Below are 26,327 nucleotides of genomic sequence, written 5' to 3'. Positions count from 1 at the left end.
AGATGTTGTATGCTATAATAATACTTACGAATAATGAACGCTTGTGAGGTGATAAATATGAAAACCTTTAGGCTGATTGATTTAAAAATCGAACTTGATCCAAAGCAAGATAAAATGTCCAGCATTCCCCTTCGTGACGGTTTAATCATTAATAAAGAAGATGGTGAAAATCACTGGATGATCGAGGCACTCATTCCAAAGAAACATAGACAGGTGTTTGAGGTGCTTTTTCAACAGCACACTGAAGTGAAGATTCTTGTGACAATCACAAAAGAAAACAACCGCCCTGTTCATCTATCTGTCCAAGTCAAAAACATTGTTGCTTTAGAAGAAAACATTTCTGTGCTGCTCGATGGTAAAATGATTACAAACCGTTACAGAACAGAAACCGAAGAAGTACTAAAAGACCTCGTCAAAGAGGGGCTTTCCGGAGAAAAACTGCTGGATGCATTTAAACAAAACACATAAAAAAGAGCGGGATTAGCCGCTCTTTTTCTATTGCACATCTTTCGATTGGCTTTGATTTTTCAATAGATCTCTAATTTCAGTTAGTAAAACTTCCGTTTGATCCGGCGTTTCTACAACCTCTTCTTCCTCTACCTTTTTCCGTTTTAATTTATTCAAATAACGAATAAAGATAAAAATGGAAAACGAGATAATCAAGAAATCAATCACTGTTTGAATGAAGCTCCCATATAAAATTTGAGCAGATCCGATCTTAATAGATAGACTGCTAAAATCATGTCCCCCAATAATAATACCGACGAGCGGCATGATCAAATCATTCACAAGAGAAGTGACAATTTTGCCAAATGCTCCCCCAATGATGACACCTACAGCCAAGTCAATGACATTTCCCTTGACTGCAAATTCTCTAAATTCTTTCAGCATCTTTTATCACCTTCATCTTTTTTTGTCTAATATGACGTTTTTTTGTCAAAAATGCAAGTCCTGATCCGTTCAGGCTGGTCGTTTCCATATAAAAAGCGATTCATCCTTGATGAACCGCCAGGCAAATCATGATACTTTAGGACCGATAGAAAATGTTAGTTCTGCTTCACATGCAACTTCGCCATCTACTGTAGCTACTGCTTTTCCTTTTGCAACCGGACCTCGGAGACGCGTCACTTCTACCTCTAAACGAAGCTGATCGCCAGGCTTCACCTGTCTTTTGAAACGGCAGCCGTCAATTCCTGCAAACAAACCAATTTTCCCTTTGTTTTCTTCTTTACCTAACATAATCACCCCAAACACCTGTGCAAGTGCTTCTACAATAAGCACACCCGGCATGACTGGGTATCCTGGGAAATGACCATTAAAAAATTCTTCGTTCACTGTGACATTTTTAATCCCAACCGCTCTTTTCTCTCCCTCAACCTCTAAAATACGGTCGACCAATAAGAATGGATAACGGTGTGGAATAATGTCTTGAATTTGCTGAGCATCAAGCATATCTTGATCTCTCCTTTTTTCTATATCGATGATCTTCATTTGATTCCTATAGAAGTATATTATGAATGCTCGTATTTTTCAACGTCCGCTCTGCATATATGGTAAAAAATAGAATATATCATTACCTATTGTCATCAAATATAATCCACACTACACTCATTGTTTTTTCACAAATATGGTAATATATATTACATCATTGATTGAATAAGAGGGTAAAAATGAATTTTATGAGTGATAAATCCATTAAAAAACTTCTCCATTCGTGGTATACAATGCTGAAGCATCGACATTTTTCGAAGGCTGAAGAAATCAAAACAACTCTATTAAAGCATAAACGTAAAATATCAAAAAAACAGGAACTCTATTTACATTATCAGCTGATGCTTTTTCGCCATCAGCTCTGGATGAATCAGACAGAGGACCTAGAAAAAATCAAACATGAACTGATGCAGCACAAAGATGATATGAACGAAGAACTGGCCTATTACTTTTACTTCTTTCTAGGGCTCTACGAAGCTTTAAACAGCGATCAAAATGATGCGATCTACTATCTCGAAAAGGCGGAAGAACGCCTGTCATTCCTTAACGATGAGCTGGAGGAAGCAGAGTTCCATTTCCGAACAAGTGGTGTTTATTATAACAACCGCTATTCGTTGTTATCAATTCGTCATGTTCAAAAAGCCATGGATATCTTTGCAAAGCATGGGGATGATCATAGCCTCTATCGTTGTAAAATTGTGCTCGGCCTTAATTATAGCGATCAAAAAAAATATGAGGAAGCAGAAGCTATTTTTATTGAGATCATCGAATACGTGAAAATCATTGATGATCAAGAATTGCTCGGTATCGTTTATTATGACGCTGGCTTTATTCAGTCGAGACAAAATCGTCACAAGAAAGCGCTGGAATACTTTAAAAAAGCACTTCGTCTCCCAGCATACCGGAAGTCCGCACACTCCTATATATCGTGCCTCTACGAAACGGTGCGTTCTTGTTATAAAGAAAATTTAACCGATGAAGGAATGAAGTATATTCAAAAAGGATTAAAAGAAGCCGTTGTTTCTCAGTTTGATATTTTAAGAATCAAGTTCCAAATCTTATTTCTTCTCTACAGCCAAACGCCAAAGGCAGATGAGCAGATCGCAAGGCTCGTCACATGTCTTGAACGAAAAGAAGCTTGGATTGATCTTGAGGATCTGCTTGCCGATGTCTCAGATTTTTATAAAAAAAAGGGCGACTTTGAGCGAGCCGCCTTTTTTATCATGAGAGGCTGATGTCAACCTGCTCATTATCGAATTGTATTCACTAATCCAAGCATCTGATCACCCATCGTAATCGTTCTTGAGTTCATCTGATAGGAGCGCTGTGTTGTCATGAGATCTGTTAATTCTTTAGACATGTCCACATTCGACGTTTCAAGTGCACCTTGCTGAAGTTGAATCGCTTGGCGGTTTGCTCCATTTAGTGCCGTTAATGCACCTTGATAAGTACCGTCAACTGAGAACAAATTATCTCCTTCAGAGACAAGTGCTGAAGAGTTATTGACTTGTACAACACCTAGATTCACTTGCTGATTCGGTTGATTATCTCTTGAAATGGCTGTCAGACGTCCATTTTTATCAATTGAAATATCACGGAAATTCGCATTTAAGACGATTTCATTTCCGTTTTCATCAAGAATCGGATGGCCTTCGCTAGTGACAAGCTGCACTTGATTACGATTATTGCCTGGCTGTAAGTAAAGAGAACCATCTCTTGTATAACGAATATTACCGCCGGCGTTGACCTGCATATACTGAGATGGCGCTCCAAATGCAACATCAAGATCACGGCCTGTTTCTTTAATCGAGCCTTGCAGCGAGTTAATGGACGCATTGACCATCGTACCCGTACCAAGCCTTAGTCCATCAGGTGTCAGACGACTGTTTGCCACCTGCGCATTTTTTTCATCCACCTGGTTGAACTGTTGTCTGATCAGCTCTGAGAAACGGGTATTTTTCGCACGGTACCCTGTTGTTTCACTGTTCGCGATGTTATTACTGATAATATCAAGCTGCTTTTGCACTTCGTTCATTGATACAGCTGCATTGATCATCGTTCTAAGCATGAGAATCCTCCTTTCTTTGTCATTTCTTGATTAGTACACTCTGCCAATTTCATTTACTGCTTTTTCTAAGCTTTTATCATACGCCTGAACCACTTTTTGGTTTGTTTCAAATGCTCGATAGGCGGTTGTCATTTCTGTATATGATTTTGTCACATCCACGTTCGACAGCTCCGATACACCTTGACTTAACGTATAGGACATTTGACCGTTATTGACTGCGCTTGGCAGGGGCTGGTTATCAGCTGTACGGTATAAATCATTTCCTTCTCTCGCTAAGTTCCTTGTATCCATCGCAACACGTACATCAATTTGCCCGAGATTTTGTCCATTTTCACTCACAGTTCCATCTGCGTTCACTTTGAAATTCTCACTCTGAACCGTGATTGGCTGACCTGTCACAGAAAGAAGGGCACGCCCATTGATAGTCAACTGATTTTGTGCGTTCATTGTAATTGAGCTGCTTTTCGTATAACGAACGCCTTCTGGGGTATTGACCGCATAAAAGAGCGCTGATTTCTGATTGGTCTCCGGATTGATCGGCACATTATTTTCGACTAGTGCTACATCCGTTGTTTGATCTGTTGTTTTTAAAGTTCCTTGTGTAAATTGAGGGATTAGTTCCTGCATATATGTTCCCGTATTAATGCCGCCAATCGGCGTTTGCTGCGGAACACTAAAACCTTTTCCTGAGGAAGTTTGAAAACGTCCTGACTCCATTCGGCTTAGCAGCATTTCTGGAAATGCCCGCATGGTCCCCTCATCCGCTTTATATCCTGGCGTATTCGCATTTGCGATATTATTTGAAAGCATTTCTGTCCGCCGCTCTTGAGCGATCATGGCAGATGTTGCGGTGTATAGTCCTTTTAACACGTGCTCACCTCATTAAAATTCTTTCACATGACCTAAACACAATCTTCTATGAAATATATCGGCATATTTGCAGGGTTCTTTAATAAAAATCCCCCATTCTTTCGAAAAAGAATGAGGGACATCATTAGCTGAGTTTACGCTTTGGCAGCTTGTCCATATTATCAAGCATGACGCCAGTACCAACAGCTACACAATCCATCGGATTCTCGGCAACGAAAACTGGTACTTTCAGCTCTTCTGCAAGCAATTGATCAAGCCCGTTTAGAAGAGCTCCGCCACCTGTAATGATGACGCCGCGATCAATAATATCAGCTGATAATTCAGGCGGTGTTCTCTCAAGAACTTGCTTCGCAGCCTGAACAATCGCAGATACAGATTCACGCAATGCTTCTTCTACTTCTTTGCTTGTGACGGTAATCGTTCTTGGTAATCCTGTCACCATGTCTCGTCCACGAATTGAAATCTCTTCGTGACGTGCGTCTGGGAATACCGTTGCAACTTGGATCTTAATATCCTCAGCCGTGCGTTCACCGATCAACAGCTTGTACTCTTTTTTAATGTAGTTGAGAATTTCCAGATCAAATTTGTCTCCAGCCATTTTAATAGAAGAGGCGGTTACAATGTCACCCATTGAGATGACAGCGATATCTGTCGTTCCGCCTCCAATATCTACGACCATGTTTCCACTTGGCTGAAAAATATCCATACCAGCACCAATAGCTGCTACTTTTGGCTCTTCTTCAAGAAATACATGCTTACCGCCGCTTTTTTCAGCAGCTTCTTTGATCGCCTTCTGCTCAACAGATGTAATGTTTGTCGGGCAGCAGATGAGCATACGCGGCTTAGAGAACAGCCCTTTCACATTTAATGAATTAATAAAATGCTTGAGCATCGCTTCAGTTACTTCAAAATCAGCGATTACGCCATCTTTTAATGGACGAATCGCAACAATATTCCCAGGCGTACGTCCAACCATACGTCTAGCCTCTTCTCCAACAGCCAAAACTTTCCCGCTGTTTTTGTCAAGAGCTACAACAGATGGTTCATTTAACACAATTCCTTTTCCTTTGACATGAATCAGTACATTGGCAGTACCAAGATCAATTCCAATATCCCTAGCAAACATCTATATATATCCTCCTTGAAAATCTGTTTCCATAGCAAATACCACATTCTGCCCTAATTATATATTCTATCATAATTTGCAGAAAAAAAGATATTTCTTTACAAAAGTCTTTACAAAATTTGTGGTTAGAAACTACCGATATGAGGAAGATATATATGTCATGTTTATGAACAAAGAACTAAGCTTACTGTTTCACAGGCTCGCCTTCTAAAATTTCTTCTTTTTTATACTTTAATTTAGTGGCTTCTCCTCCTCGCAAGTGGCGGATTGATTTATGATAATCCAGTATCTCCTTCACTTCATTAGCCAGATCTGGATTAATTTCTGGCAGTCTTTCTGTTAGATCCTTGTGTACAGTACTTTTAGAGACTCCAAATTCTTTCGCAATTACACGAACGGTTTTCTTTGTCTCCACGATATACTTTCCTATCTTGATTGTTCGCTCTTTGATGTAATCGTGCACACCACTCGACCTCCCTAAAATGGATGTGAGAAGTGTGAAATGAGATCCGTATCAATATTATCCATTTTCAGGGGCGCTTGTTCGTCTTAATTTCTCATCCATTAGGTAGTAAATGCCAAACACGATCCCTCACCTCAAACACTCTCTTTGTCAGGTTTGTAACAGTGTATTAGCATTGCATAGGGAATATGCTAAAAATGAAGATGGGACAAGGGATTTATCAGAAAATGCAATCATTTCGAGTGGCGAAAATTTTCACTTTACAAGAATGGGTCGAGCACGTAAAATAGGAAAGGTGATTTTATTTACCTAGCTAAATATTTAAAAAAAGGTGAGCATATGGATACGTTAAATAGAGAGTGTTTACATCAAATACACCAAAGCGCCAGGTTGCTGTCTAAAAAGGCGAACGAAGCGCTTGTTGCTTATGACTTGTACATGTCCCAATGGACTGTACTTTTTTGTTTGGATACATTCGGCCCGAAAACCCAAAAAGACATTTGGACATATTTGAACGTCGAAGCCCCAACCATTACCCGAACCGTAACCCGTCTAGAAGCTAATGGCTGGGTGAAACGTGTACAAGGAAAAGACAAACGTGAAAATCTGATCGTGATGACAGATGATGCTAAGGCCCGATTTGAAGAAATCAAACGTACGATGGAACAATTTGAAGAAGAATGTCTTTCAGATTTCACCCACGAAGAAAAACAACTCCTCCATACACTTTTACACAAATTATCAACTGAATAGGAAGTGACATACATCATGAACGAACGCATTTGGACAAGAGACTTTATCATGATTGTCCTGGTGAATTTATTTACGTTCACCTCTTTTTATGCCCTTTTGACCTTGCTGCCTATTTACACAATGGATGAACTAAATGGAACAGAATCACAGGGTGGCCTTCTTGTGACGGTTTTCTTATTGTCTGCTATTGTGACAAGACCGTTTTCTGGAGCCATTATTGAGAAATTCGGCAAAAAACGGATGGCGATTTTCTCGTCAACGGCATTTGCCTTACTCACTTATTTATACATTCCGATTGATCAATTCCATACGCTTCTCATGCTGCGTTTCGTGCAGGGCATCTTTTTTAGCATTTTGACGACAGTAGCCAGTGCCATTGCGGCAGATATGATTCCAAAACATAAACGCGGGGAAGGACTCGGCTACTTTGTCATGTCCATGAACCTTGCTGTGGTTATCGGTCCATTTATTGCATTGAATCAAGTAGGAAAAGTAGGATTCCATTCCTTATTCCTTCTCTTTTCCATTATCGTTACCATCGGTGCCGCTTTTACGATGCTGATCAGACAGCCAGAGCTTGAAGATGGGGGTAGTGTCGTCTTTCGATTTACTTTTTCTCATCTGTTTGAAAAAGGTGCATTAAAAACAGCGGCAGTCGGCATCATTATTTCCTTCTGTTATTCGCCGATCATTTCATTTATTTCAGTCTATGCCAATTCCCTTCACTTGATGGGGGCAAGCAGTTATTTCTTTATTGTGTTTGCGGCAGCCATGCTTGGATCACGTCCTTTTACAGGCAGACTTTTTGACCGAGTAGGACCTCACATTGTGATCTATCCTTCGATCGCTCTTTTTGCGATTGGTTTATGGATGCTGACAGCTACACATTCAGCTACAATGCTTCTTTTATCAGGTGGTGTCATTGGACTTGGCTATGGATCGCTAGTACCATGTTTACAAACACTTGCCATTCAGCACTCACCAGCTCACCGTACAGGCTATGCGACGGCTACTTTCTTCACTTTATATGATACGGGGATTGCTGCTGGCTCATTTGTATTTGGTCTTCTTGTCAGCTTCACCGACTTTTCAAATGTATATCTCATTGCAGGTATTGTTGTCTTGCTCAGTATGATTGTTTTTTATTGGAGCGAACGAAAGCCCCAAGAAGCAAAAGCACAGAAGGTCTCCCTATCAGAATAGGATACTATTTTAAACTTCATCGGAAACATGCTAAAATATAGGATATTTCAAATAGACGATTATTTGAAAAATAGTTGGCATTAAGCGAAGGTATAGGTGATGTTTTGAATTACGAATTGTTTAAAGTCATACACGGGATGGCTCATCATTCTGAGTTTTTAGATCAGGCCATGATTTTCATTACGAAAAAGGCCATTCTTGTGTATGCCCTTGTCTTATTGATTTGCTGGTTTTTAGGTAATCACAAATTTAAGAAGCATGTCTTCTTTTCGGGTGTAACGGGTATCGCGGCACTTATCGTCAATTTTGCGATTACACTGTTTCATTATGAGGAGCGGCCGTTTGTGGCGCATAAAGTCGACACACTCATTCCGCACTCAGCAGACGCTTCCTTCCCAAGTGACCATACAACAGGTGCACTGGCTCTTTCACTTGCCATTCGATCTCGTAATAAAAAGCTTGGCAACATCTTGCTCGTCTTTGGATTACTCACAGGATTCTCCCGCATCTGGGTCGGTCACCATTATCCATTAGATGTCTTAGGCAGCTTAGTCGTATCGATCGTGGTTGTCTTTATCATGAATAAATTATGGAAGTTCTTTGACTCTCCAATTGACCGCATTGTCACTTTCTATGAGACAATTGTAGGGAAAATATTCAGAAGGAAGCAAAAGGATCAGGGCTCTGACCTGTCTAACTCTTAAGCGGCTTGCGATAATGTGATGAAGAATCTTCTTCCACTTATCGCGCCGCTTTTTTTATTGGCTGTCCTCCTCTGACCTTGTTCGAAAAATAAAGACTGACACCGATGCCGGTAAGGGAAATCATGATCAACGTCCAGCCTAACTGCTCAAAATGAGGACCAGCAATTTCATCCCCAAACAGCATACCGAGGACAGCAGACGACAGAATGGAACCAAGGTAACGGCATGTTTGAAAAAGCCCAGAGGACGTGCCAATCATATGCTGAGGACTTGCCTTGAGCATCGCAGCTTGCAGCGCAACATTCCCAATCCCGTAACTCAGTCCAAGCAGCGCTAGAACCACCCCTTTTCCCCATAATGGTGCCGGAATAAAAAAGAAGGTCATCGCAGACGCTCCAGCCAGCATCAATACCGCACTGGCTAATACTGGATGACGTTCATCCCCGCGATCCACCCACTTTCCTGTTAGCGGCGACACAATGATGCTCACCCCAGACATGCACAGCATAAAAAGACCCGTCATTTCCACACGCCAGCCTAATTCATCCTGGAAATAGCTCGGCAAACCAAAGAAAAGACAATAGAAAAATATATTTAAAATGATAAATTGCACATACACAAGTGACAGCCGCTGCTCCTGTCTGAACATTCGAATTTGAATAAACGGTTCATCCACCTGATACTCCCACCAGATAAAAGCGCCTGCACTCACGAGACAAAGAATCCCCTGTACATATTGAATCCCATCACCTAGTGATAATAAAAACGAAAGCAGAAGGACAATACAAACTGTAAAAAGAAGCATCCCTGGCAAATCGAGCTTCCGTACCGTTTCACCTATACGAAGCTTTCTCTTTTTCTGCTCCTTTGGAAACAAAGTTAGTCCAAGAAAGAAGCTGATCAAAATAAAAGGCAGGTTCACTAAAAAGATAGCCGGCCAGCCGCCGATTGTCATCAAAAAGCCGCCAAGCGTCGGTCCAAGTGCCGTCATCGCCGAAGCAAAAATGGACAATACCGCTAACGCCGAAGCCTGCTTTTCCTGAATATGATCCCGAATGAGTCCGACACCAGAAGGATAAATGGCACTGCTCCCAATCGCCTGCAGCAGCCGGATCACAATCAGCACTGCAAACGTTGGGGCAAACGGCGCACAGATGGCTGACACCGCCACAAGACCTAGCCCGAATAAAAATAATGTTCTCCGGCTCATCACATGATCCCCAATCCGGCCGCTCACCGGCTGCGTCACCGCACTTGCTAAATAAAAAGACGAAATAAGCCAAGATACAGTCGTAAATGACAAACCGAATTCATGCTGAATTTGATGCAAGGCCAAAGAAATCATCGAGGAATTCAGTGGATTTAACATCGTTCCAAAGGCAATAGCAGTTAAAAAAACCTTTCGGCTGTCTCTCCACTTGTTCATACACCGACCCCCTTTTTGTGATCTGGCATGTTTTTTGCCAATCCTTCCGTTATTATGAGATTCATTTCCCTTTTTTACCCTAATCAATTCAAGTTCTCTCTCGGAAAAGCAAGACATACATTTTAAAAAGGGCGAGTGTTGGAAAAACACATATAAAATTGAGAATATGAGGAACAAATGGTAAGATGCTACACATATTTAAAAGCCTACTTTCTCCTTATATGGAGAACGGCTGAAAAGGAGGAGAAGCTTATTATTAAAAAAAGACGGTTTTGGGTCCCAGCCCTTTTCTCGGTTGCAGTATTACTTCTGTCTTCGTGTGGTTCAAATGAAACAAATGGGAACGGAGATAAACGTAATTCTACAGCGAAAGGGTCGCCAATTTTGGAGGATGGAAAATTTATATTTGCAGCATCAGGTGAATTTCACCCGTTTAGTTACATGGATGGAAATCAGATGTCAGGCTTTGATATCGATGTAGGCAATGCGATTAGTGACAAACTAGGCCTCGAGCCTATACAGAAAAAATATAAATTCGCAGGCATCGTCGAAGGTGTGAAAGCAGGAAAATTTGATGCGGCAGTTGCAAGTCATACCATCAATGAGGAACGAAAAAAACACGTCCTTTTATCTAAGCCCTATTACTACTCTGGTCCGCAAATTTTCACAAGACCTGGAGCAGACATTCAATATGCTGATGACTTAAAAGACAAAGAAATCGCTGTATCAAAAGGCTCGTCCTACGCTGATATTGCAAAGGAACATAGCGGGCAGGAACCAAAATATTACGACAGTGATGTAGTCGCTTTAGAAGCACTGGCCAACGGAAAACACGATGCAGTCGTGACGGATTTCGCCACAGGTGCAGAAGCCATGAAGAAAAAATTAAAAATCGAAGCGCAGGAAAGACTCGGACAAAGCGAGCAGGCAATCGCTGTATCAAAAGAAAATAAACAGCTCATAGAAGAGATCAACGATGCGATTGACGCACTAAAAAAAGACGGAACATTAAGACAAATTAGCGAGAAATACTTTGACGAAGACATCACGGTCAAACAAAATTAAAACCACGATTGTGCGCCTTTCTTAGGCGCACTTTCTTCAAATGGAGATGATTGTTTTGCCTACTCTATCACATTTTTTTCAGACGCTGATTGATTCTAGAGGTATTTTTTTAGAAGGAATGCTGCTCACCTTACAGCTCACTGTGATCAGCATCTTCATCGGCATGTTCATCGGACTCTTCTTTGCTTTATTGAAAATATCACGCGTGGCTGTCTTCGGTTATATCGCCAACGCCTATATCTTCCTTGTACGCGGCACACCACTGATTGTTCAAATTTTCATCCTATATTTTGGACTGACCGAATTAAATATCCCCGACTTCTGGGCTGCTTCCATTGCGCTCGCCTTTCATAATGGAGCATATATAGCAGAAATATTCAGAGGCGCCATCCAATCGATCGATCAGGGGCAAAAAGAGGCAGGACGCTCTCTTGGCATGGGACGTTTCCTAACAATGAGACGCATCATTCTCCCGCAAGCGATGCGGCGCGCCCTCCCCCCTCTTGGCAACCAGTTCATTATCGGCTTAAAAGATTCATCACTCGCCGCCTTTATCAGCGTCAATGAACTATTTAACGTCGCCACGACCCAAGGCTCAAACAGCTTTGACAATATGACCTATTTACTTGTTGTAGCCGTCTATTACTTAGTTCTTGTCTTGCTATTAACATTTGCTGTCCAAACCTTTGAGAAGAAATTATCAGTCAGTGACCATTAGGAGGAGAAACATGACAGAATCAAAGGAACTCATTCGTGTTGAAAAACTCAATAAACACTTCGGAGAACTGCATGTTTTAAAGGATATCGATCTCACTGTTTATGAAAATGATGTGGTCGTCTTAATTGGAGCCAGTGGCTCTGGAAAAAGCACCTTGCTCCGCTGTATGAACTTTTTAGAAATCAAAAATGATGGAGAAATCATCATTGATGGCAGCCCTGTTCACCCAAAACGCGATCAATTAAACGAGATGCGGCAAAAAATAGGCATGGTGTTTCAGCATTTTAATCTCTTCCCGCATAAAACTGTGCTTGAAAACATCATCGAAGCGCCTGTCATGGTGAGAAAAACAAAAAAGGCTCAAGCTGTATCAGAAGCCAACGTCCTGTTGGAAAAGGTAGGACTTGCGGATAAGGCCAACGTATATCCTTCTAAATTATCAGGTGGTCAAAAGCAGCGTGTGGCCATTGCAAGAGCTCTCGCCATGAAGCCAGATGTCATGTTATTTGACGAACCTACGTCGGCCCTCGATCCAGAGCTTGTAGGCGAGGTACTGCAAACAATGAAAAGTCTCGCAAAAGAAGGCATGACGATGGTCATTGTCACACATGAAATGGGCTTTGCGAAAGAAGTCGCCGATCGTGTCGTCTATATGCACGAAGGCCGCATCGTCGAAGAAGGCATCCCATCAGAATTGTTCGATTCTCCTCAAGAGGAACGAACCAAGCTGTTTCTCAGCTCCATTTTATAGGTCAAACGCCCTTTATTTTTCGTGCTCAATGCACGTTTTTTCTCTTTTTTTACGAACTTTTCATCCATTTATATTGAATATAACCAAAAACTATGTAAGATTAACTTACACGGTTATGTTATATATGACTTTTCTCTCTATAATGAAGAATTAAGAAATCAATTAATTCTGAATGATTCAGGGGGAATGCAGCATGCAAATGGGTGATACAGTATTTATGTTCTTCTGCGCACTACTCGTGTGGTTAATGACACCGGGTTTAGCCTTATTCTACGGAGGACTCGTGAGAAGTAAAAACGTCTTAAGCACAACCATGCACAGCTTAACTTCACTAGCAATCGTCTCCATCGTATGGATCATGTTTGGCTATTCCTTGGCTTTTGCGCCAGGCAATGCATGGATCGGAGGCTTAGACTGGATTGGACTAAAAGGCGTTGGCTTTGAACCTGGTTCCTACAGTGAGACCATTCCACATTCATTGTTCATGATGTTCCAAATGACCTTTGCCGTCTTAACAACAGCCATCATCTCAGGTGCCTTTGCTGAACGAATTCGCTACTCAGCGGTCGTCGTGTTTACACTCCTTTGGGTCACATTTGTATACGCGCCAGTCGCACACTGGGTATGGGGCGGCGGTTGGATTGGCGAAATGGGTGCACTTGACTTCGCTGGAGGAAACGTGGTTCACATTTCATCTGGTGTTGCGGGTCTAGTCGTGGCGATTGTGCTCGGGAAGCGTAAAGAAGCAGCAAACTCTTCTCCTCATAATTTGATCTACACCCTTCTTGGCGGAGCTGTCATTTGGTTTGGATGGTTTGGCTTTAACGTTGGAAGTGCCCTTACATTAGACAGTGTCGCGATGTATGCCTTTATTAACACTAATACAGCTGCTGCTGCAGGAATCATCGGCTGGCTGTTAGTAGAGTGGATGATCAACAAAAAGCCGACCATGCTCGGCGCGATTTCTGGAGCCATCGCAGGTCTTGTCGCGATTACACCTGCCGCAGGTTTTGTCACCCCATTTGCTTCTATTATCATCGGAATCATCGGCGGGATCGTGTGTTTCTGGGGAGTCTTCTCACTCAAAGCCAAATTTGGCTATGATGATGCACTGGATGCATTCGGGCTTCACGGAATTGGCGGGACTTGGGGAGGTATTGCAACTGGACTTTTCGCAACAACCTCTGTCAATGACGGCGGAGCCAATGGCTTATTTTACGGAGATGCCAGCTTACTTTGGAAGCAAGTAGTCGCTATTGTTGCCACCTACGCCTTTGTAGCCGTTGTGACATACGTGATCATCAAAGTGGTCAATCTCTTCTTCAAGCTTCGTGCAACCGAAGAAGAAGAATCAGTGGGCCTTGATTTAACCATGCACGGTGAAAAAGCCTATCAAGATTAAAGAAAAAGGGGTGTCTCGATGAGCAAAATGTATAAAGTGGAGATTGTCACACGTCCAGCCAATTTTGAAACATTAAAGGTGGAGCTTGGAAAGATTGGTGTCACCTCAATTACCTTTTCGAATGTGCACGGCTGCGGCCTACAAAAGGGACATACAGAGCTATACCGCGGCGTCAAAAAGGAAAGCAATGTGTACGAACGATTAAAGATTGAAATCGTCCTAAGCAAAGTACCTGTCGAACTGGTCGTAGAAACAGCTCAAAAGGTACTTCGTACAGGCGAACCAGGGGATGGGAAAATTTTTATATATGAGATAGAAAATACAATCAACATTCGGACAGGTGAAGAAGGACCTGCCGCCCTATAAACCATCCTCCGCCAAGTGCGGGGGATTTTTTTAAGACAGAAAAAAACCTCTGCATAATTCATACACAGAGGTTGCAAGGCTTTAAGATTGTTTTGTTTCTTCAGATTGACTGCTGTCTTTAGAGGAATCAGAAGACTTTTCTTGATCAGAGGATTTCCCCTTCTCATCAGACTTTTCTTCAGATTTTTCTCCAGCAGGCTCTTTGGCCTTATCTTCACCAGCAGGTTCCTTCGTTTTTTCATCAGCTTTTGGCTGAGCAGGTTCTTTTGCTTCTTCCGTCACTTCTTGCGCGGCCTTTTCAATAGTCGAAACAGGCTTGTCAATGAAGCTAAGTGGATTAAGCGCTAAACCTTCCATACGAATTTCAAAATGCACATGGTTGCCGCTTTCAGCACCATAAAGATTTTTACCAGAAGCACCGATGACATCATTCTGCTTAACTTCATCGCCTTCTTTGACACTCACTTGTGACAACGATTGATAAACAGTCGATAATCCATCTTCATGTTCAATTTCAACGACGTGACCGAGAACTGGATCTTTTTTCGCTTGAACCACTGTTCCACTAAGAGCAGCTGTGACATCAAACACTTTGCCATCTTTATCTGCAAGATCAATACCTTTGCTCAAGGTATAGGTGTTATTATAGTTTACAAGTGCTGCTTCTTTTTCTTTTTGATCAGCATCTGCTTCATAAAACTTTTTCACGACAGAAACATTATCAGAATTCTGGACCGGCATTGCAACATTTTCAATTGGCTTTCCAACTTCAACGGCATCATCACGCTGTTCTTGCCCTGTTTGATTTCCATCAGATAGTTGGTCTTTCACATCTTTTGATACAGCTTGGTACCAAAGAACGGCTGTTAACACGACCGCTGCGCTGACCAAGTAAATAGCAGGGAATACCCAGCGCTTACGGAAAAATTGCTGAACTTTTGTGATTTTGGAAGTACGTTTCTTTTCTTCCTCTCTCATTTTTCATCACCTCAGCAACATTCTGAACACTTTTCAAAAAATATATACACACGAAATCATTTTTCTTTTTATTTTGCGCAATCGCACCAATAATATGTATGATGAATGAAAAAAAGATGGGGGACTTTATTGTGAAAACTTTCAACCGCATAGCAACAGAAGATGATCTCAAAGCGATCGTTGATATTTACAATTCAACCATTGCTTCAAGAGAAGTAACCGCCGACACAGAACCAGTTTCAGTTGAAGACCGCCGGCAATGGTTTTTGAATCATTCAGAGAAAAGACCTCTCTATGTGAAAACAGATGAGGATGGACATATCTACGGCTGGCTCAGCTTTGAAACGTTTTACGGAAGACCTGCATACAACGGGACCGTTGAAATGAGTATTTACTTAAACCAAGACGATCGAGGGAAAGGCTTAGGGTCACTTTTCTTACAAGAGGCCATTGAGTTGGCACCTTCATTAGGCATTCGAACGTTACTTGCCTTTATTTTCGGGCACAACGAAGCCAGCATTCAATTATTTAAAAAGCACGGCTTTGAGACATGGGGTCACCTGCCACGTATCGCAGAAATGGACGGCAGCAGGTACGATTTAGATATTCTAGGAAAAGAATTATAAAACGAGCGTCTCTCCAACAAAGAGACGCTTTTTTATGAAGCATGTAACAGCTGTTCAAACTGTTTCGCATTTTGAAGAGATTTTCTTTGCAGGATGATGCCATGTTCATCCATCAGAATCGCTTGCGGAACAACAGTTACCCCATACAGCTCCATGATTTGCGAAGAGCGCACATACACAGCTTGATCAGGCAGCAATTGAAGAAGCGATGCATCATCTCCTTGTTCATCTCCATTGATCAAAATGAATTGAGTATCGTCGCTAGAGATGTGCTGCTTCATATCAGACAAAATGCTTTTGCATGTCATACAAGTAGAGTTCACAAATAACAGCATCACGGCTCTTCCGCTCTGCAAATATTCCTTTAAAATGACCTTATCCCCTAAATGTGTATAGCTTCGAAATAACGGCGCCGCATCACCAACATCCGCTTCCTTTAATTCAATCCCATCAAGAGTTTTGATTTTATTCATAAATTTTCCGATAAAGCGGGCAAGCAAAAACACCACAGCCAGCTGAGCAATGACAATGAATAACACAATAATCAGTAGAATATCTGTCATTTCACTTGGTCTCCTTCTATAAATGATTCAAATTGATTCCACTTTCTTTTGAACATCATGATGTCTTTTCCCACCGCTATAATGAAACAGACAGCCACTGCAATCAGAAAACAAATAATGTGAAATTGCCATGGAATTGTTTCTACATAGGGATGCACATAAAACAAGCCAATCACAAGAGCCAGCATCGACACATTACGAATCACAATTCCCCAGTGAAGACGGTCATTTTCAAGTAAACCTCCACAGCCGCATGAAATGTTACGATGTCCTCTCAATAAATTGAAAGTGACCGCTCCAGTATAGGTACATAAAAGTGCTGTAAGACCAATCGCAGGTACAAGAGACATGTTCCATACGAACAATAGACCAGTACAAGCCAATTCAATAGTCAAAAACAAATAAAACATTGGCGCCGTGAGCGCAGAAGGCAGCAGCCGATAAGCATTCATCTGTTGCATATGCGCCGTTTGTTTTCTCACTTTATCAAGCCATGCACCTGCAAAGATGATTCCTAAGAAATAGACACCTATAAAATAAAAGACACTCACCTTACGCCATCTCCTTTTGTTGAAATAGTTGAGATTGTGCCTCATAAAGCCTTTTGTACTCTCCACCTAGCGCCATCAGCTCTTCATGGTTCCCTTCTTCAACGAAAGCACCATCTTTCATCACGATAATGCGGTCTGCTAAGCGGGCCGCTCCCATACGGTGTGTGATAAACAAGACCCCTTGATCCTGCGTATGATCGAATAGCTTTCGAATGAGTGAAATCTCCGATAGCGGATCAAGAGCAGAAGTCGGTTCATCTAAAATGATAAAATCACTTTCTCTAAAGAAGGTTCTCGCCATCGCAAGCTTTTGCCATTGTCCGCCAGACAGTTCATGACCTTCTTCAAAAAACCGGCCAAGCTGCGCATCGTATGTTTCTTCCATTTGATGAATTCTTTTCTCTATGCCTGCTTGCCGCGCAGCTGACACCATGCGCTCTTCCTCATCTATTTCGTCGATACGGCCAAATCCAATGTTTTCTTTCACAGTGAATTCGTACTTCATAAAATCTTGAAAAAGGACAGCCATTCTCGCATGATATGATTTTTTATAAATGGTCGAAATAGACTCACCATTGACCTTTTGCATATTCGGCTTGTCTGGATCATATAAACCGGTCAAACATTTAATCAAGGTCGTCTTACCTGATCCGTTATCCCCCACCAATGCAATGCGTTCACCTTTATTGATATGAAAATGTATATGCTCAATAGCAGGCGTTTTCATATTCGGATAGGTAAAAGAGAGGTTTTCTAGCGTAATGGACCGAATACACTCAATCCTCCGAAGCGATGCCTCTTTCTCTGTCTGTTCATCAATTTCTTCTTCTCTCTTTTGAAAAGTTCTCATTTCATCAATATAGAGACTCGTTTCATATAAACTAGAACATTCCCTCGTTAAGTCTTGAAAACCACTTTGAATATTTTGCACAGCTTGGAGCACAGCGACAAACGTACCCGCTGCTAATTTTTTTTGAAAGATAAGAAAGACAATAAAAAGACCGCAGCACACATAGGCAAATGTCATAAGCAATCCGCCCGCCATCTCCCAGCGAACCTGCCGTTTTAGTAATTTATATTTTTCATCTGCACTTTTTACATAATGACCTTTCCATTTTTGAAGAAGATAATGTCCTATTCCATATAAACGGATTTCCTTCAATGAATCTCGCTGTGCAACAAGGTCGGACACATACATTTCTCTTCGATCGTTAGCAGTTAACATGCGGTTTAGTTGATACCGTGCGCCTCCAAAGAAGAGCTCAATCCACAAGACAGGCAGGGTAAATAAGATCAGAATGACCGCCAAACCCCAATGGATACCGATCATATAAATGAGAAGTGATACAACAGTAATCAATGCGCTCATGATTGTAAAAATACTTCTAACCATACTCAGAACATGCTGATGACTGTTCATCACACGTTGACTTTCATTATAAAAAGACGGATGTTCAAATGTAATATATGGCAGCCTGATTGCCTTTTGAAGCAATTCACCCTTCAAATGCAAACCAATCAAATTTGTCGCTTTTTGCTGACTAAGTTGAAGAATGAATTGAAGCCCATATCCTAAAACCACAATGACCATTTGCAACCCAAATAACCTTAAGACCTTTTGAATGTCTCCTGAAGAAGTCATGAATAAAATAATTTCATTAATCAATGTTTGAATAATCCAGACACTAGCCAAAGGCATAAAACCAACGATCACTTGGATCAATAGAGTTAACAGAAGATATGATCGACTTCTTTTCCAAGTATAGGAGATTGCATATAAACAATGGTTCACTGTACTCATCAAACGCTCCACCTTACACCATTTAGTATAATTGACATATTTTTGATATTTATATTATGATAGCTCTGCGTAACTTCATTCTGAGAGGACGATAACGATGAATTCAATCTTACTTTTACAGCTCACTCTTATTCTTTGCAGTCTTTTATTGACGATCGGAATCATCATCTATTTAAAACACCAGATGGAATTAATCATCTTACCGATCCAGCATGTCGGACAAAAACTTGTTCATCCGCTAATTGAAAAACCATCACCTATTCAAATGAATGATTTGCTGCAAACCAATCACAAGCAACAGCTGCTTATATTCACTGACACAGCATGTCCGCACTGCATCCCATCACTGGAACAATTCCTAGAAACGAAAAGGCAGCGTCAATTAGACATTTCTTTTAGTATTTTGCTAAAGAATGGGCAAGAAGAGGATCAAGAATTATATCGTGATAGCCAAACCATCATGCAAGTTATCTCAGTGGACGAACAAATGATAGGCGCCTTCCAGATTGAAGAGTTTCCATATTACATCATGGTAGAAGAAGATGAAACAATCTCATATGCAGCCCCTTTTCCGGATGGTCTTTATTCAAGGATTTCTGCAAAATAAACATAAATGAGGCATGTGAAGACAACAAACACACGCCTCATTTTTTTATTGGTGTGGATCTGCCTGAACATCCTGATCCTTTTCCCTTGCGATTTCACTCGCTTCACTTGAAGCTGTCGCTTGTTCCTCAGCTTGTTCAAACTCACTGCGAGCCTCATTTGAAATGTCTACTTGGTCACCATGCTGATTCACAGTAACAGACGAAGAAGACGATTCTTTTTGAACCTCTTTCTCTAGTTCCTTTAATTTAGACACATGAAGCTCTAAATCTTTTCCTTGCTGAACTAGAGTCAGTTGTTGAAATAATGCCTTTCTCTCTTCTGGAGAATGGTCGCCTTGAACAATTTTCGCAGCTTGGTTTAAAAAAGAATTTGATGTTTGACCCGCTTGACGACTGTTTGACGTCTGCACAGCATTTGTTAAAAATGAAATTGAAGATATGCTCATGCGTTCACATCCTATTAAATAAAATCCTTGAATTTAGCAGCCACATCTAACGCGTTCTTGGCTAGTACATATCTCACCTGTATCACGATCCACGTAGTAACGGAAAGTTCCAACACCTTGAAGGAAACAAGTTGGCGCTGATTTGCATGAAGTGACTAATTTTTGTAAAATACATCTTGAAGCTGCAGGTTGAACATTGGTCATTTTGTTTAAGAAACGATCTAACATATGAATTCCACCTTCCAATTTTTATGGTAACACAACACAATAATAACCAATTACAATACAACTAACAACATATTTTGATAAATTTACTAATTATTTTTAACTACTAATCTTATTTATGACATAAATTGTCGTTAAAATTTATAGTAAATGTTACTTTTTTCTTATTTGAAGATAATTTATTTATCCATAAATAGTAAAGTGAAGATAGAAATATTTTTTAATTGCTCTACATTCACTCTTCCTAAAGTACTACTTGCTCAAGTATGATAAAGAGTGAATACATAAAGGAGTGAACACCATTGCAACAAACTGAGAAAATCATTCAATCTCTTCATTCGATCACAAAGTGGGGAAAAGTTGGTAGTATATTTCTCTATATTTCAGGCGGCCTAGCTATTCTTATTGGTTTTTGGCTTGTTCTTCCTGCTGCCCTTGGCGTCTTCCTCATTATGATGGGAATCCATGTACAAAAATCTGTAAACGCAGCTGAACAATTAATTCAAGCTCCTGATACTTCTTATGAAGAGTTATTAGAACAATATGCTAAGATGATGAAAATGCAGACGCTATTTGCCATATCAAGTATTGTCACAGTCATTCTCTCATTCATCGTCATTATCTTGATGCTGATATTAGGTGGCCTAGCCTTTCTTCAAGAAATTCCTAGTGACGTCCAGCAATACGAAGGTGAATACGAACAAGAGCTTGGAGACTTTTATTAATGGAGAGGGGTATCAATGAACATTCGATACCCCTTTTGTTTGATCATTTGGCATTGTTCATCCTACTAAGCTTGACATTCCGCCTTGATCATTTTAAAATACAAATCGTAACCATTACGAATTAAAGGAGGATCCTATTACTGATGCGCGTAAAAATTACCTTAGCCTGTACTGAAACGGGTGACAGAAACTATATCACAACAAAGAATAAAAGAACGAACCCGGACCGACTGGAGTTAAAAAAATATTCTCCTCGGCTAAAGAAATATACCCTTCATAGAGAAACAAAATAATTTTTTAGATTTTAAATCGTAATCATTACTTTTTAAGTGAGGCGGAAATCAAAATGAGTATGGTTAAAAGGACAGAAAGAAATGAATAAGCGAATACCTGTTACAGTATTAAGCGGTTTTTTAGGTGCAGGAAAAACAACAATATTAAATCATGTCCTACAAAATCGTAAAGGGTTAAAAGTAGCTGTGATTGTCAATGACATGAGCGAAATTAATATTGATGCAGAACTAGTCAAACAAGGCGGTGAGCTCTCTCGATCAGATGAGAAGCTAGTTGAATTGTCTAATGGTTGTATTTGCTGCACATTGAGAGAAGATTTGTTAATCGAAGTAGAACGCCTGTGTAAGACTGGTCATATCGATTATATTGTCATTGAGTCAACAGGTATTAGTGAACCAATTCCAGTCGCGCAAACTTTCTCTTATATTGATGAAGAAATGGGAATAGATTTGACACGCTTTTGCCGGTTAGACACGATGGTCACTGTTGTAGATGCGAATCGTTTCTGGACCGACTTCCAGTCAGGAGAAAGTTTATTAGACCGTAAACAAGCCGTTTCCGATGATGACGAACGAGAAATTTCCGATTTACTTATTGATCAAATTGAATTTTGTGACGTGCTGATTATAAATAAATGTGATCTAGTATCAAACTCAGAATTAGATCGACTTGAGCGCGTGCTGACCACACTTCAACCAGAAGCATCTATCATCAGAACCTCAAAAGGTAAAGTACAGCCAAGTGACATTTTGAATACTGGTTTATTTGACTTTGAAAAATCCAGTGCTTCTGCTGGCTGGATCAAAGAAATCAACGCCGGGCATTCTCAGCATACGCCGGAAACAGAAGAATACCAAATCTCATCTTTTGTTTATGAAAGAAGACTCCCCTTCCATACTGGCAGGTTAAATAATTGGTTAGATCAGATGCCAGAGCAAATAGTTCGCGCTAAAGGATTTACATGGCTTGCCACACATCATGATTTAACCATTTTAATTTCACAGGCCGGAAAATCTGTTGCGATTGAACCAATTGCATACTGGATTGCTGCCTTGCCTGAGCAAGATAAGGCACGGATATTAAAGCAAGAACCAGAGCTTCTTGACGAGTGGGACGCAGAATTTGGTGATCGGCATACAAAACTTGTGTTTATCGGCGTAGATTTGCCTAAAGCAGATATCATTCGCACACTAGATCAATGCTTACTCACACCTGAAGAATTTGATCAAGATTGGACTACATTTGAAGACCCCTTTCAATGGAAAATCCAACATTAAAAAAGGAGGGTTTTAAGTGGCAAAGAAATCTAAGATTGCTAAAGAAAAAAAGCGGCAGCAGCTTGTATTGAAATATGCAGAATTAAGAAAAGAGTTAAAAGAAAAAGGTGACTATGAAGCTTTACGGAAATTACCTAGAGACTCTTCCCCTACCCGTTTAAAAAACCGCTGTGAATTAACCGGCCGCCCTAGAGGTTACTTACGAAAATTTAAAATGTCTAGAATTGCTTTTCGTGAGCTTGCCTATAAGGGCCACATCCCAGGAGTAAAAAAATCGAGCTGGTAAAGATTGAGTTGATCTTATCACAGCTCTCATAAAAGTAAAGTAGCAAAAAATGTTTAAAATTCTATTTTCCAGGCATTTCTAAACCTTTTTGAGCTACAAAATAACATTTTAAAAACCAGCAGAGTTTCTGCTGGTTTTTTATAATGACTGGATTCATAAGATGAATAGACCTATTTCAAAAAAAGATTGTCAACAATGATTATGACTTTTTCTCTTCTTTTCAAAAATACATGATCATGATACTTTGTTGTCACTACCCACCGATGTATGACATTTCAACTTTTTTCTGATCTTTCTTCTGTTCTCTCTCGGCTGAATATTGATCATGTCTATTCGACCATAGTTCCTTCAATATATTCTTTATATCTTCATTATCTTTAGCCGAGCGAATCACCCGTTTCAGATCAAAACCCAACGATGCAAAAAGACATGTAAACAATTCACCGCGAGCAGAAAGCCTCGCTCTGTTACATGTTCCACAAAAAGCATCTGAAACAGAAGAAATAATGCCTATCTCTCCTGAACCATCTTTATAAAAGAATCGGTTGGCTACTTCACCTGGATATTGAGGAGGTTCTGGTTTGATAGGAAATGTTGAATCAATTAGACCAATGATCTCTTTCTTTGTCATGACATGCTCTAGATTCCATTTGTTCGTATTTCCAACATCCATAAACTCGATAAATCTGAGAACATGTCCTTCTTTTTTAAAGTAAGCTGCCATTGGTAAAACATCCTGATCATTCACACCTTTTTGAACAACCATATTGATCTTAATAGCAAGTCCAGCTTTTTTTGCAGCCTCAATCCCATCAAACACTTTTTGGATAGAAATATTCCTTCCGTTCATTTGCATAAAACGGTCAGGATTTAATGAATCCAAACTAATGGTGACTCTCTGAAGACCTGCTTTCTTTAACTTATCAGCATATAAAGGTAAAAGCGTTCCATTGGTTGTCATAGCAATGTCTTCGATTCCTGGAATTTTTGAGAGCTTTTCTATTAAGATAGGCAAATCTTTTCGCATTAAAGGTTCACCACCCGTGATGCGTATTTTCACCACACCTAAGTCCTTTGCAAAAAGGGTAGCAAGCTGTTCAATTTCTTCGAAACTAAGCAGTTCTTCTTTATTCAAAAAAGGATAATCTGGTCCAAAAATTTCAGCAGGCATACAGTACGTACATCTAAAGTTACAGCGATCTGTTACTGATATTCTTAAATCGCGCAATGGTCGATGTCTCTTATCCAATATACTGTCCATACTTTGCCTCCTATTCTGTAATACGCTGATGGTGAGTGTAGATATTAAAAGATTTTCCTCTGACGAATCCAACTGTCGTGATATTTAATTCTTCTGCCATATTAAGCGCCAGCTCAGTAGGTGCTGATTTTGAGATGACGATCGACACTCCTAGTTTTGCTGCCTTCAATAAAACTTCTGACGATATCCGGCCGCTAAACACAAGGATTTTATCTCTAAGTGGAATTCGATGAAGTAAACAGTATCCATAGATTTTATCTAAAGCATTATGTCTTCCTATATCAGTTCTAGTGATGAATAGCTTCTCTGTGTCACACAGTCCAGCATTATGCACACCACCAGTATGTTGAAATAATTGGCTTTCTTCTTGTAAACACTTCATTAGATGCATACAGGTTTCAGCAGAAATGTTGATTCGATCAATGGCTGTTTTTGCCGTTTTCACATCTTGGAGAAAATAAAAGTGTCTCCCTTTCCCACAACAAGAACCAATCACTCGCTTTGTAAAATCTGATGACTGAAATCCGCTTGGGTGAACTAAATCAACATATGCAAAGCCCATACTTTCATCTATTGTAAACCTTTTAATCTCATTTTCAAATCGAATGACTCCTTCTGAAGCTAAAAAACCGATAACCAATTCATTCAAATGATCTGGTGAACAAACAAGTGTCACAAATTCCTCTCCATTCACGATCACAGTTAAAGGGAATTCTTCTACAACTTCATCTGTTTTGCAAGTAAATTGGCCTTCACTGTATTGGTGTATGACTCGTTTCTTTTTAACAGAAGGATTCATTGTATGATCTTCCTTTCAGCACAAATTTAGTTATATGATCCAATCAAATTATGATATTATTTTAAAAAGTCATAAAATTGTAACATATTCCTATCTTATCAAACTTTTTGATTGCTTTATATGGGGGGAACAAAATGAACAAATCGAAAAATCGCTGGCTCATTGCAACAAGTGCTGTAGGAATTCATTTATCTATTGGGTCTGTTTATGCTTGGAGTGTTTTTACGAATCCTTTACATCAAGCTTTTCAGTGGTCATTGACAGAAATAAGCTTGACCTTCAGTATTGCTATTTTATTTTTAGGATTATCTGCTGCTTTCATGGGGCATTTCGTTGAAAGATATGGTCCAAGAGCATCGGGGCTTTTCTCAGCCATTTTCTTCGGTATCGGAATGACAGGATCAGGGTTCGCTGTCCACATGTCCTCACTCCCTCTCCTCTATTTATTTTATGGTGTACTCGCTGGGATAGGATTAGGAGTAGGTTACATTGCACCTGTATCAACTTTAGTGAAATGGTTTCCGGACCGAAGAGGACTTGCAACCGGCTTAGCTATTATGGGTTTTGGATTTGCTTCTCTTATTTGCAGCCCAATTATCCAATATCTCATTGAAAAAGTGAACATCGCAAATACCTTTTACATTCTTGGAATTTCCTATTTTATGATCATGGTGATCTCATCTCTTTATTTATCACCACCAACATCTGAAGACGTCAAACAGTTTGACGTGTTAAAAACAAATCAAAGAAAAATCCCTCAGGATTTATCACAGCTTACAGCAAATGAAGCGATCAAAACACGACGTTTTTATTATTTGTGGCTCATGCTCTTTATTAATATCACATGCGGAATTGCCATTATTTCAGTTGCATCGCCTCTTGCACAAGAAAGTGTTGGATTCACTGCAGGTGCTGCAGCTGCCCTTGTTGGTATTTTAGGTGCTTTTAATGGTTTAGGGCGGATTGGCTGGGCATCCTTCTCAGATTATATCGGAAGGCCGAATACGTATACAATCTTCTTTAGTATCCAGCTCATTGCCTTTCCTTTACTCCCCTATTTAAAAGAACCGCTCGTCTTTTCAATCGTGATGGCGATCATTTATACGTGCTATGGAGGAGGGTTTGCTTCAATTCCAGCCTATATTGGGGATTTATTTGGCACGAAACAACTTGGTGCCATACACGGTTATATTCTGACTGCCTGGGCCGCTGCTGGTTTAGCTGGACCTTTATTTTCATCCTTTATTCGAGATATAACAGGTAACTACACGCAAAGTCTGATGGTGTTCTCTGGCTTATTTTTCATCGCTTTTATCATATCTCTTCTCATAAGGAAAGATATTCAACAGCTTAGAGAAACAAACCTTACTGCTACTTCTTCTGTCTCAGCCCGACCTTAATTTGAATTTGACAGAATCACAATCTAAAGGTAATTTTTAGATATGAAAACGCTTCATAAAGTAATAGGAGGGTGATGATAT

General features: G+C 40.2%; 31 protein-coding genes. 17 read left to right on the top strand and 14 right to left on the bottom strand.

Going from position 1 to position 26,327, the window contains the following annotated elements:
- Window positions 1-57: 57 nt before the first annotated feature.
- Window positions 58-468 carry a YwpF-like family protein gene (locus C6347_RS02195; protein ID WP_003215215.1) on the top strand — a complete coding sequence of 137 codons (411 nt, stop codon included), beginning with the start codon at window positions 58-60 and terminating at the stop codon, window positions 466-468.
- A 27-nt stretch (window positions 469-495) separates the two neighbouring features.
- Here C6347_RS02195 and mscL read toward each other — a convergent pair whose 3' ends face one another.
- Together mscL and fabZ are read right to left on the bottom strand one after the other, a co-directional pair.
- On the bottom strand, window positions 496-891 hold the full coding sequence (gene mscL, locus C6347_RS02190; protein WP_034660234.1) for a large conductance mechanosensitive channel protein MscL: 396 nt from the start codon (window positions 889-891) through the stop codon (window positions 496-498).
- Between the two features lie 126 nt (window positions 892-1,017).
- Complete coding sequence (fabZ, locus tag C6347_RS02185) at window positions 1,018-1,452, bottom strand: 3-hydroxyacyl-ACP dehydratase FabZ (protein ID WP_012011512.1); 435 nt, start codon at window positions 1,450-1,452, stop codon at window positions 1,018-1,020.
- 218 nt (window positions 1,453-1,670) lie between these two features.
- Between fabZ and C6347_RS02180 the strand changes: the two genes are divergently transcribed.
- Entirely contained in the window at window positions 1,671-2,726 is a 1,056-nt protein-coding gene (locus C6347_RS02180) for a tetratricopeptide repeat protein (protein ID WP_060597469.1), read from the top strand.
- A gap of 14 nt (window positions 2,727-2,740) precedes the next feature.
- On the opposite strand, the gene C6347_RS02175 is transcribed toward C6347_RS02180, so the two are convergent.
- The 4 genes from C6347_RS02175 to spoIIID all read right to left on the bottom strand — a co-directional run bounded on the left by C6347_RS02175 (window position 2,741) and on the right by spoIIID (window position 6,018).
- Window positions 2,741-3,559, bottom strand: coding sequence for a flagellar hook-basal body protein (locus C6347_RS02175; RefSeq protein WP_106071348.1), 819 nt, complete (start codon window positions 3,557-3,559; stop codon window positions 2,741-2,743).
- Window positions 3,560-3,589: 30 nt separating this feature from the next.
- Window positions 3,590-4,429 carry a flagellar hook-basal body protein gene (locus C6347_RS02170; RefSeq protein ID WP_003215293.1) on the bottom strand — a complete coding sequence of 280 codons (840 nt, stop codon included), beginning with the start codon at window positions 4,427-4,429 and terminating at the stop codon, window positions 3,590-3,592.
- A gap of 124 nt (window positions 4,430-4,553) precedes the next feature.
- Entirely contained in the window at window positions 4,554-5,555 is a 1,002-nt protein-coding gene (gene mbl / locus C6347_RS02165; protein WP_012011515.1) for a cell shape-determining protein Mbl, read from the bottom strand.
- 184 nt (window positions 5,556-5,739) lie between these two features.
- On the bottom strand, window positions 5,740-6,018 hold the full coding sequence (gene spoIIID / locus C6347_RS02160) for a sporulation transcriptional regulator SpoIIID (protein WP_008343327.1): 279 nt from the start codon (window positions 6,016-6,018) through the stop codon (window positions 5,740-5,742).
- Between the two features lie 339 nt (window positions 6,019-6,357).
- On the opposite strand from spoIIID, the gene C6347_RS02155 reads away from it, so the two are divergent.
- From C6347_RS02155 to C6347_RS02145, 3 genes are all read left to right on the top strand, one after another.
- Window positions 6,358-6,771, top strand: coding sequence for a MarR family winged helix-turn-helix transcriptional regulator (locus tag C6347_RS02155; protein WP_060597470.1), 414 nt, complete (start codon window positions 6,358-6,360; stop codon window positions 6,769-6,771).
- A 15-nt stretch (window positions 6,772-6,786) separates the two neighbouring features.
- On the top strand, window positions 6,787-7,974 hold the full coding sequence (locus C6347_RS02150) for an MFS transporter (RefSeq protein WP_060597471.1): 1,188 nt from the start codon (window positions 6,787-6,789) through the stop codon (window positions 7,972-7,974).
- A gap of 104 nt (window positions 7,975-8,078) precedes the next feature.
- Complete coding sequence (locus C6347_RS02145; RefSeq protein ID WP_034660243.1) at window positions 8,079-8,678, top strand: undecaprenyl-diphosphatase; 600 nt, start codon at window positions 8,079-8,081, stop codon at window positions 8,676-8,678.
- Between the two features lie 37 nt (window positions 8,679-8,715).
- On the opposite strand, the gene C6347_RS02140 is transcribed toward C6347_RS02145, so the two are convergent.
- Complete coding sequence (locus C6347_RS02140) at window positions 8,716-10,104, bottom strand: MFS transporter (protein ID WP_034660246.1); 1,389 nt, start codon at window positions 10,102-10,104, stop codon at window positions 8,716-8,718.
- Window positions 10,105-10,281: 177 nt separating this feature from the next.
- On the opposite strand from C6347_RS02140, the gene C6347_RS02135 reads away from it, so the two are divergent.
- The 5 genes from C6347_RS02135 (at window position 10,282) to C6347_RS02110 (ending at window position 14,406) form a co-directional block, all read left to right on the top strand.
- Window positions 10,282-11,169 carry a transporter substrate-binding domain-containing protein gene (locus C6347_RS02135; protein WP_106071347.1) on the top strand — a complete coding sequence of 296 codons (888 nt, stop codon included), beginning with the start codon at window positions 10,282-10,284 and terminating at the stop codon, window positions 11,167-11,169.
- Window positions 11,170-11,209: 40 nt separating this feature from the next.
- On the top strand, window positions 11,210-11,887 hold the full coding sequence (locus C6347_RS02130; protein ID WP_078061638.1) for an amino acid ABC transporter permease: 678 nt from the start codon (window positions 11,210-11,212) through the stop codon (window positions 11,885-11,887).
- A 10-nt stretch (window positions 11,888-11,897) separates the two neighbouring features.
- Entirely contained in the window at window positions 11,898-12,638 is a 741-nt protein-coding gene (locus C6347_RS02125) for an amino acid ABC transporter ATP-binding protein (RefSeq protein ID WP_060597473.1), read from the top strand.
- 193 nt (window positions 12,639-12,831) lie between these two features.
- A complete protein-coding gene (locus C6347_RS02115) occupies window positions 12,832-14,040 on the top strand; it encodes an ammonium transporter (RefSeq protein ID WP_066031626.1) in 1,209 nt (402 codons plus the stop codon).
- Window positions 14,041-14,058: 18 nt separating this feature from the next.
- Window positions 14,059-14,406: a P-II family nitrogen regulator gene (locus C6347_RS02110; RefSeq protein ID WP_034660252.1), complete on the top strand. Its 348-nt coding sequence runs from the start codon at window positions 14,059-14,061 to the stop codon at window positions 14,404-14,406.
- A gap of 81 nt (window positions 14,407-14,487) precedes the next feature.
- Here the strand turns inward: C6347_RS02110 and spoIIQ are convergent, their stop codons facing one another.
- Window positions 14,488-15,384 carry a stage II sporulation protein SpoIIQ gene (gene spoIIQ / locus C6347_RS02105; RefSeq protein WP_060597475.1) on the bottom strand — a complete coding sequence of 299 codons (897 nt, stop codon included), beginning with the start codon at window positions 15,382-15,384 and terminating at the stop codon, window positions 14,488-14,490.
- A gap of 116 nt (window positions 15,385-15,500) precedes the next feature.
- On the opposite strand from spoIIQ, the gene C6347_RS02100 reads away from it, so the two are divergent.
- On the top strand, window positions 15,501-16,010 hold the full coding sequence (locus C6347_RS02100) for a GNAT family N-acetyltransferase (RefSeq protein ID WP_060597476.1): 510 nt from the start codon (window positions 15,501-15,503) through the stop codon (window positions 16,008-16,010).
- A 32-nt stretch (window positions 16,011-16,042) separates the two neighbouring features.
- Here C6347_RS02100 and C6347_RS02095 read toward each other — a convergent pair whose 3' ends face one another.
- The 3 genes from C6347_RS02095 to C6347_RS02085 are packed head-to-tail and all read right to left on the bottom strand — an operon-like array spanning window position 16,043 to window position 18,925.
- A complete protein-coding gene (locus tag C6347_RS02095) occupies window positions 16,043-16,573 on the bottom strand; it encodes a TlpA family protein disulfide reductase (protein WP_060597477.1) in 531 nt (176 codons plus the stop codon).
- Complete coding sequence (locus C6347_RS02090) at window positions 16,570-17,124, bottom strand: MauE/DoxX family redox-associated membrane protein (RefSeq protein WP_060597478.1); 555 nt, start codon at window positions 17,122-17,124, stop codon at window positions 16,570-16,572. Before C6347_RS02090 ends, C6347_RS02095 begins: the two co-directional genes overlap by 4 nt.
- A gap of 1 nt (window position 17,125) precedes the next feature.
- Window positions 17,126-18,925 carry an ABC transporter ATP-binding protein gene (locus tag C6347_RS02085; RefSeq protein WP_106071346.1) on the bottom strand — a complete coding sequence of 600 codons (1,800 nt, stop codon included), beginning with the start codon at window positions 18,923-18,925 and terminating at the stop codon, window positions 17,126-17,128.
- A 97-nt stretch (window positions 18,926-19,022) separates the two neighbouring features.
- On the opposite strand from C6347_RS02085, the gene C6347_RS02080 reads away from it, so the two are divergent.
- On the top strand, window positions 19,023-19,532 hold the full coding sequence (locus tag C6347_RS02080; protein ID WP_106061459.1) for a thioredoxin domain-containing protein: 510 nt from the start codon (window positions 19,023-19,025) through the stop codon (window positions 19,530-19,532).
- A 45-nt stretch (window positions 19,533-19,577) separates the two neighbouring features.
- Here C6347_RS02080 and C6347_RS02075 read toward each other — a convergent pair whose 3' ends face one another.
- Window positions 19,578-19,979 carry a hypothetical protein gene (locus tag C6347_RS02075; protein ID WP_106061457.1) on the bottom strand — a complete coding sequence of 134 codons (402 nt, stop codon included), beginning with the start codon at window positions 19,977-19,979 and terminating at the stop codon, window positions 19,578-19,580.
- Between the two features lie 527 nt (window positions 19,980-20,506).
- Here C6347_RS02075 and C6347_RS02065 point away from each other — a divergent pair.
- The 4 genes from C6347_RS02065 (at window position 20,507) to rpsN (ending at window position 22,786) form a co-directional block, all read left to right on the top strand.
- Window positions 20,507-20,929, top strand: a complete 423-nt coding sequence (locus C6347_RS02065) for a DUF5362 family protein (protein WP_106071345.1) — start codon at window positions 20,507-20,509, stop codon at window positions 20,927-20,929.
- A gap of 143 nt (window positions 20,930-21,072) precedes the next feature.
- A complete protein-coding gene (gene rpmG, locus C6347_RS02060; RefSeq protein WP_003214771.1) occupies window positions 21,073-21,222 on the top strand; it encodes a 50S ribosomal protein L33 in 150 nt (49 codons plus the stop codon).
- A gap of 81 nt (window positions 21,223-21,303) precedes the next feature.
- Complete coding sequence (locus C6347_RS02055; protein ID WP_060597482.1) at window positions 21,304-22,500, top strand: GTP-binding protein; 1,197 nt, start codon at window positions 21,304-21,306, stop codon at window positions 22,498-22,500.
- Window positions 22,501-22,516: 16 nt separating this feature from the next.
- The gene (rpsN, locus tag C6347_RS02050; RefSeq protein ID WP_025093900.1) at window positions 22,517-22,786 is read left to right on the top strand and encodes a 30S ribosomal protein S14; all 270 of its coding nucleotides are present in this window, start codon (window positions 22,517-22,519) and stop codon (window positions 22,784-22,786) included.
- A gap of 253 nt (window positions 22,787-23,039) precedes the next feature.
- Here the strand turns inward: rpsN and moaA are convergent, their stop codons facing one another.
- Both moaA and fdhD read right to left on the bottom strand, forming a co-directional pair.
- Window positions 23,040-24,047, bottom strand: coding sequence for a GTP 3',8-cyclase MoaA (moaA, locus tag C6347_RS02045; protein ID WP_106071344.1), 1,008 nt, complete (start codon window positions 24,045-24,047; stop codon window positions 23,040-23,042).
- A 10-nt stretch (window positions 24,048-24,057) separates the two neighbouring features.
- Window positions 24,058-24,846, bottom strand: coding sequence for a formate dehydrogenase accessory sulfurtransferase FdhD (gene fdhD / locus C6347_RS02040; protein ID WP_060597483.1), 789 nt, complete (start codon window positions 24,844-24,846; stop codon window positions 24,058-24,060).
- A gap of 134 nt (window positions 24,847-24,980) precedes the next feature.
- Here fdhD and C6347_RS02035 point away from each other — a divergent pair, with 134 nt between their 5' ends.
- Complete coding sequence (locus tag C6347_RS02035) at window positions 24,981-26,246, top strand: L-lactate MFS transporter (RefSeq protein ID WP_060597484.1); 1,266 nt, start codon at window positions 24,981-24,983, stop codon at window positions 26,244-26,246.
- Window positions 26,247-26,327: the final 81 nt, after the last annotated feature.

The sequence above is a fragment of the Bacillus sp. NMTD17 genome (genome assembly GCF_002998735.1).
Taxonomy (GTDB): Bacteria; Bacillota; Bacilli; order Bacillales; family Bacillaceae; genus Bacillus.
This window is presented reverse-complemented; position numbering and strand designations above follow the sequence as displayed.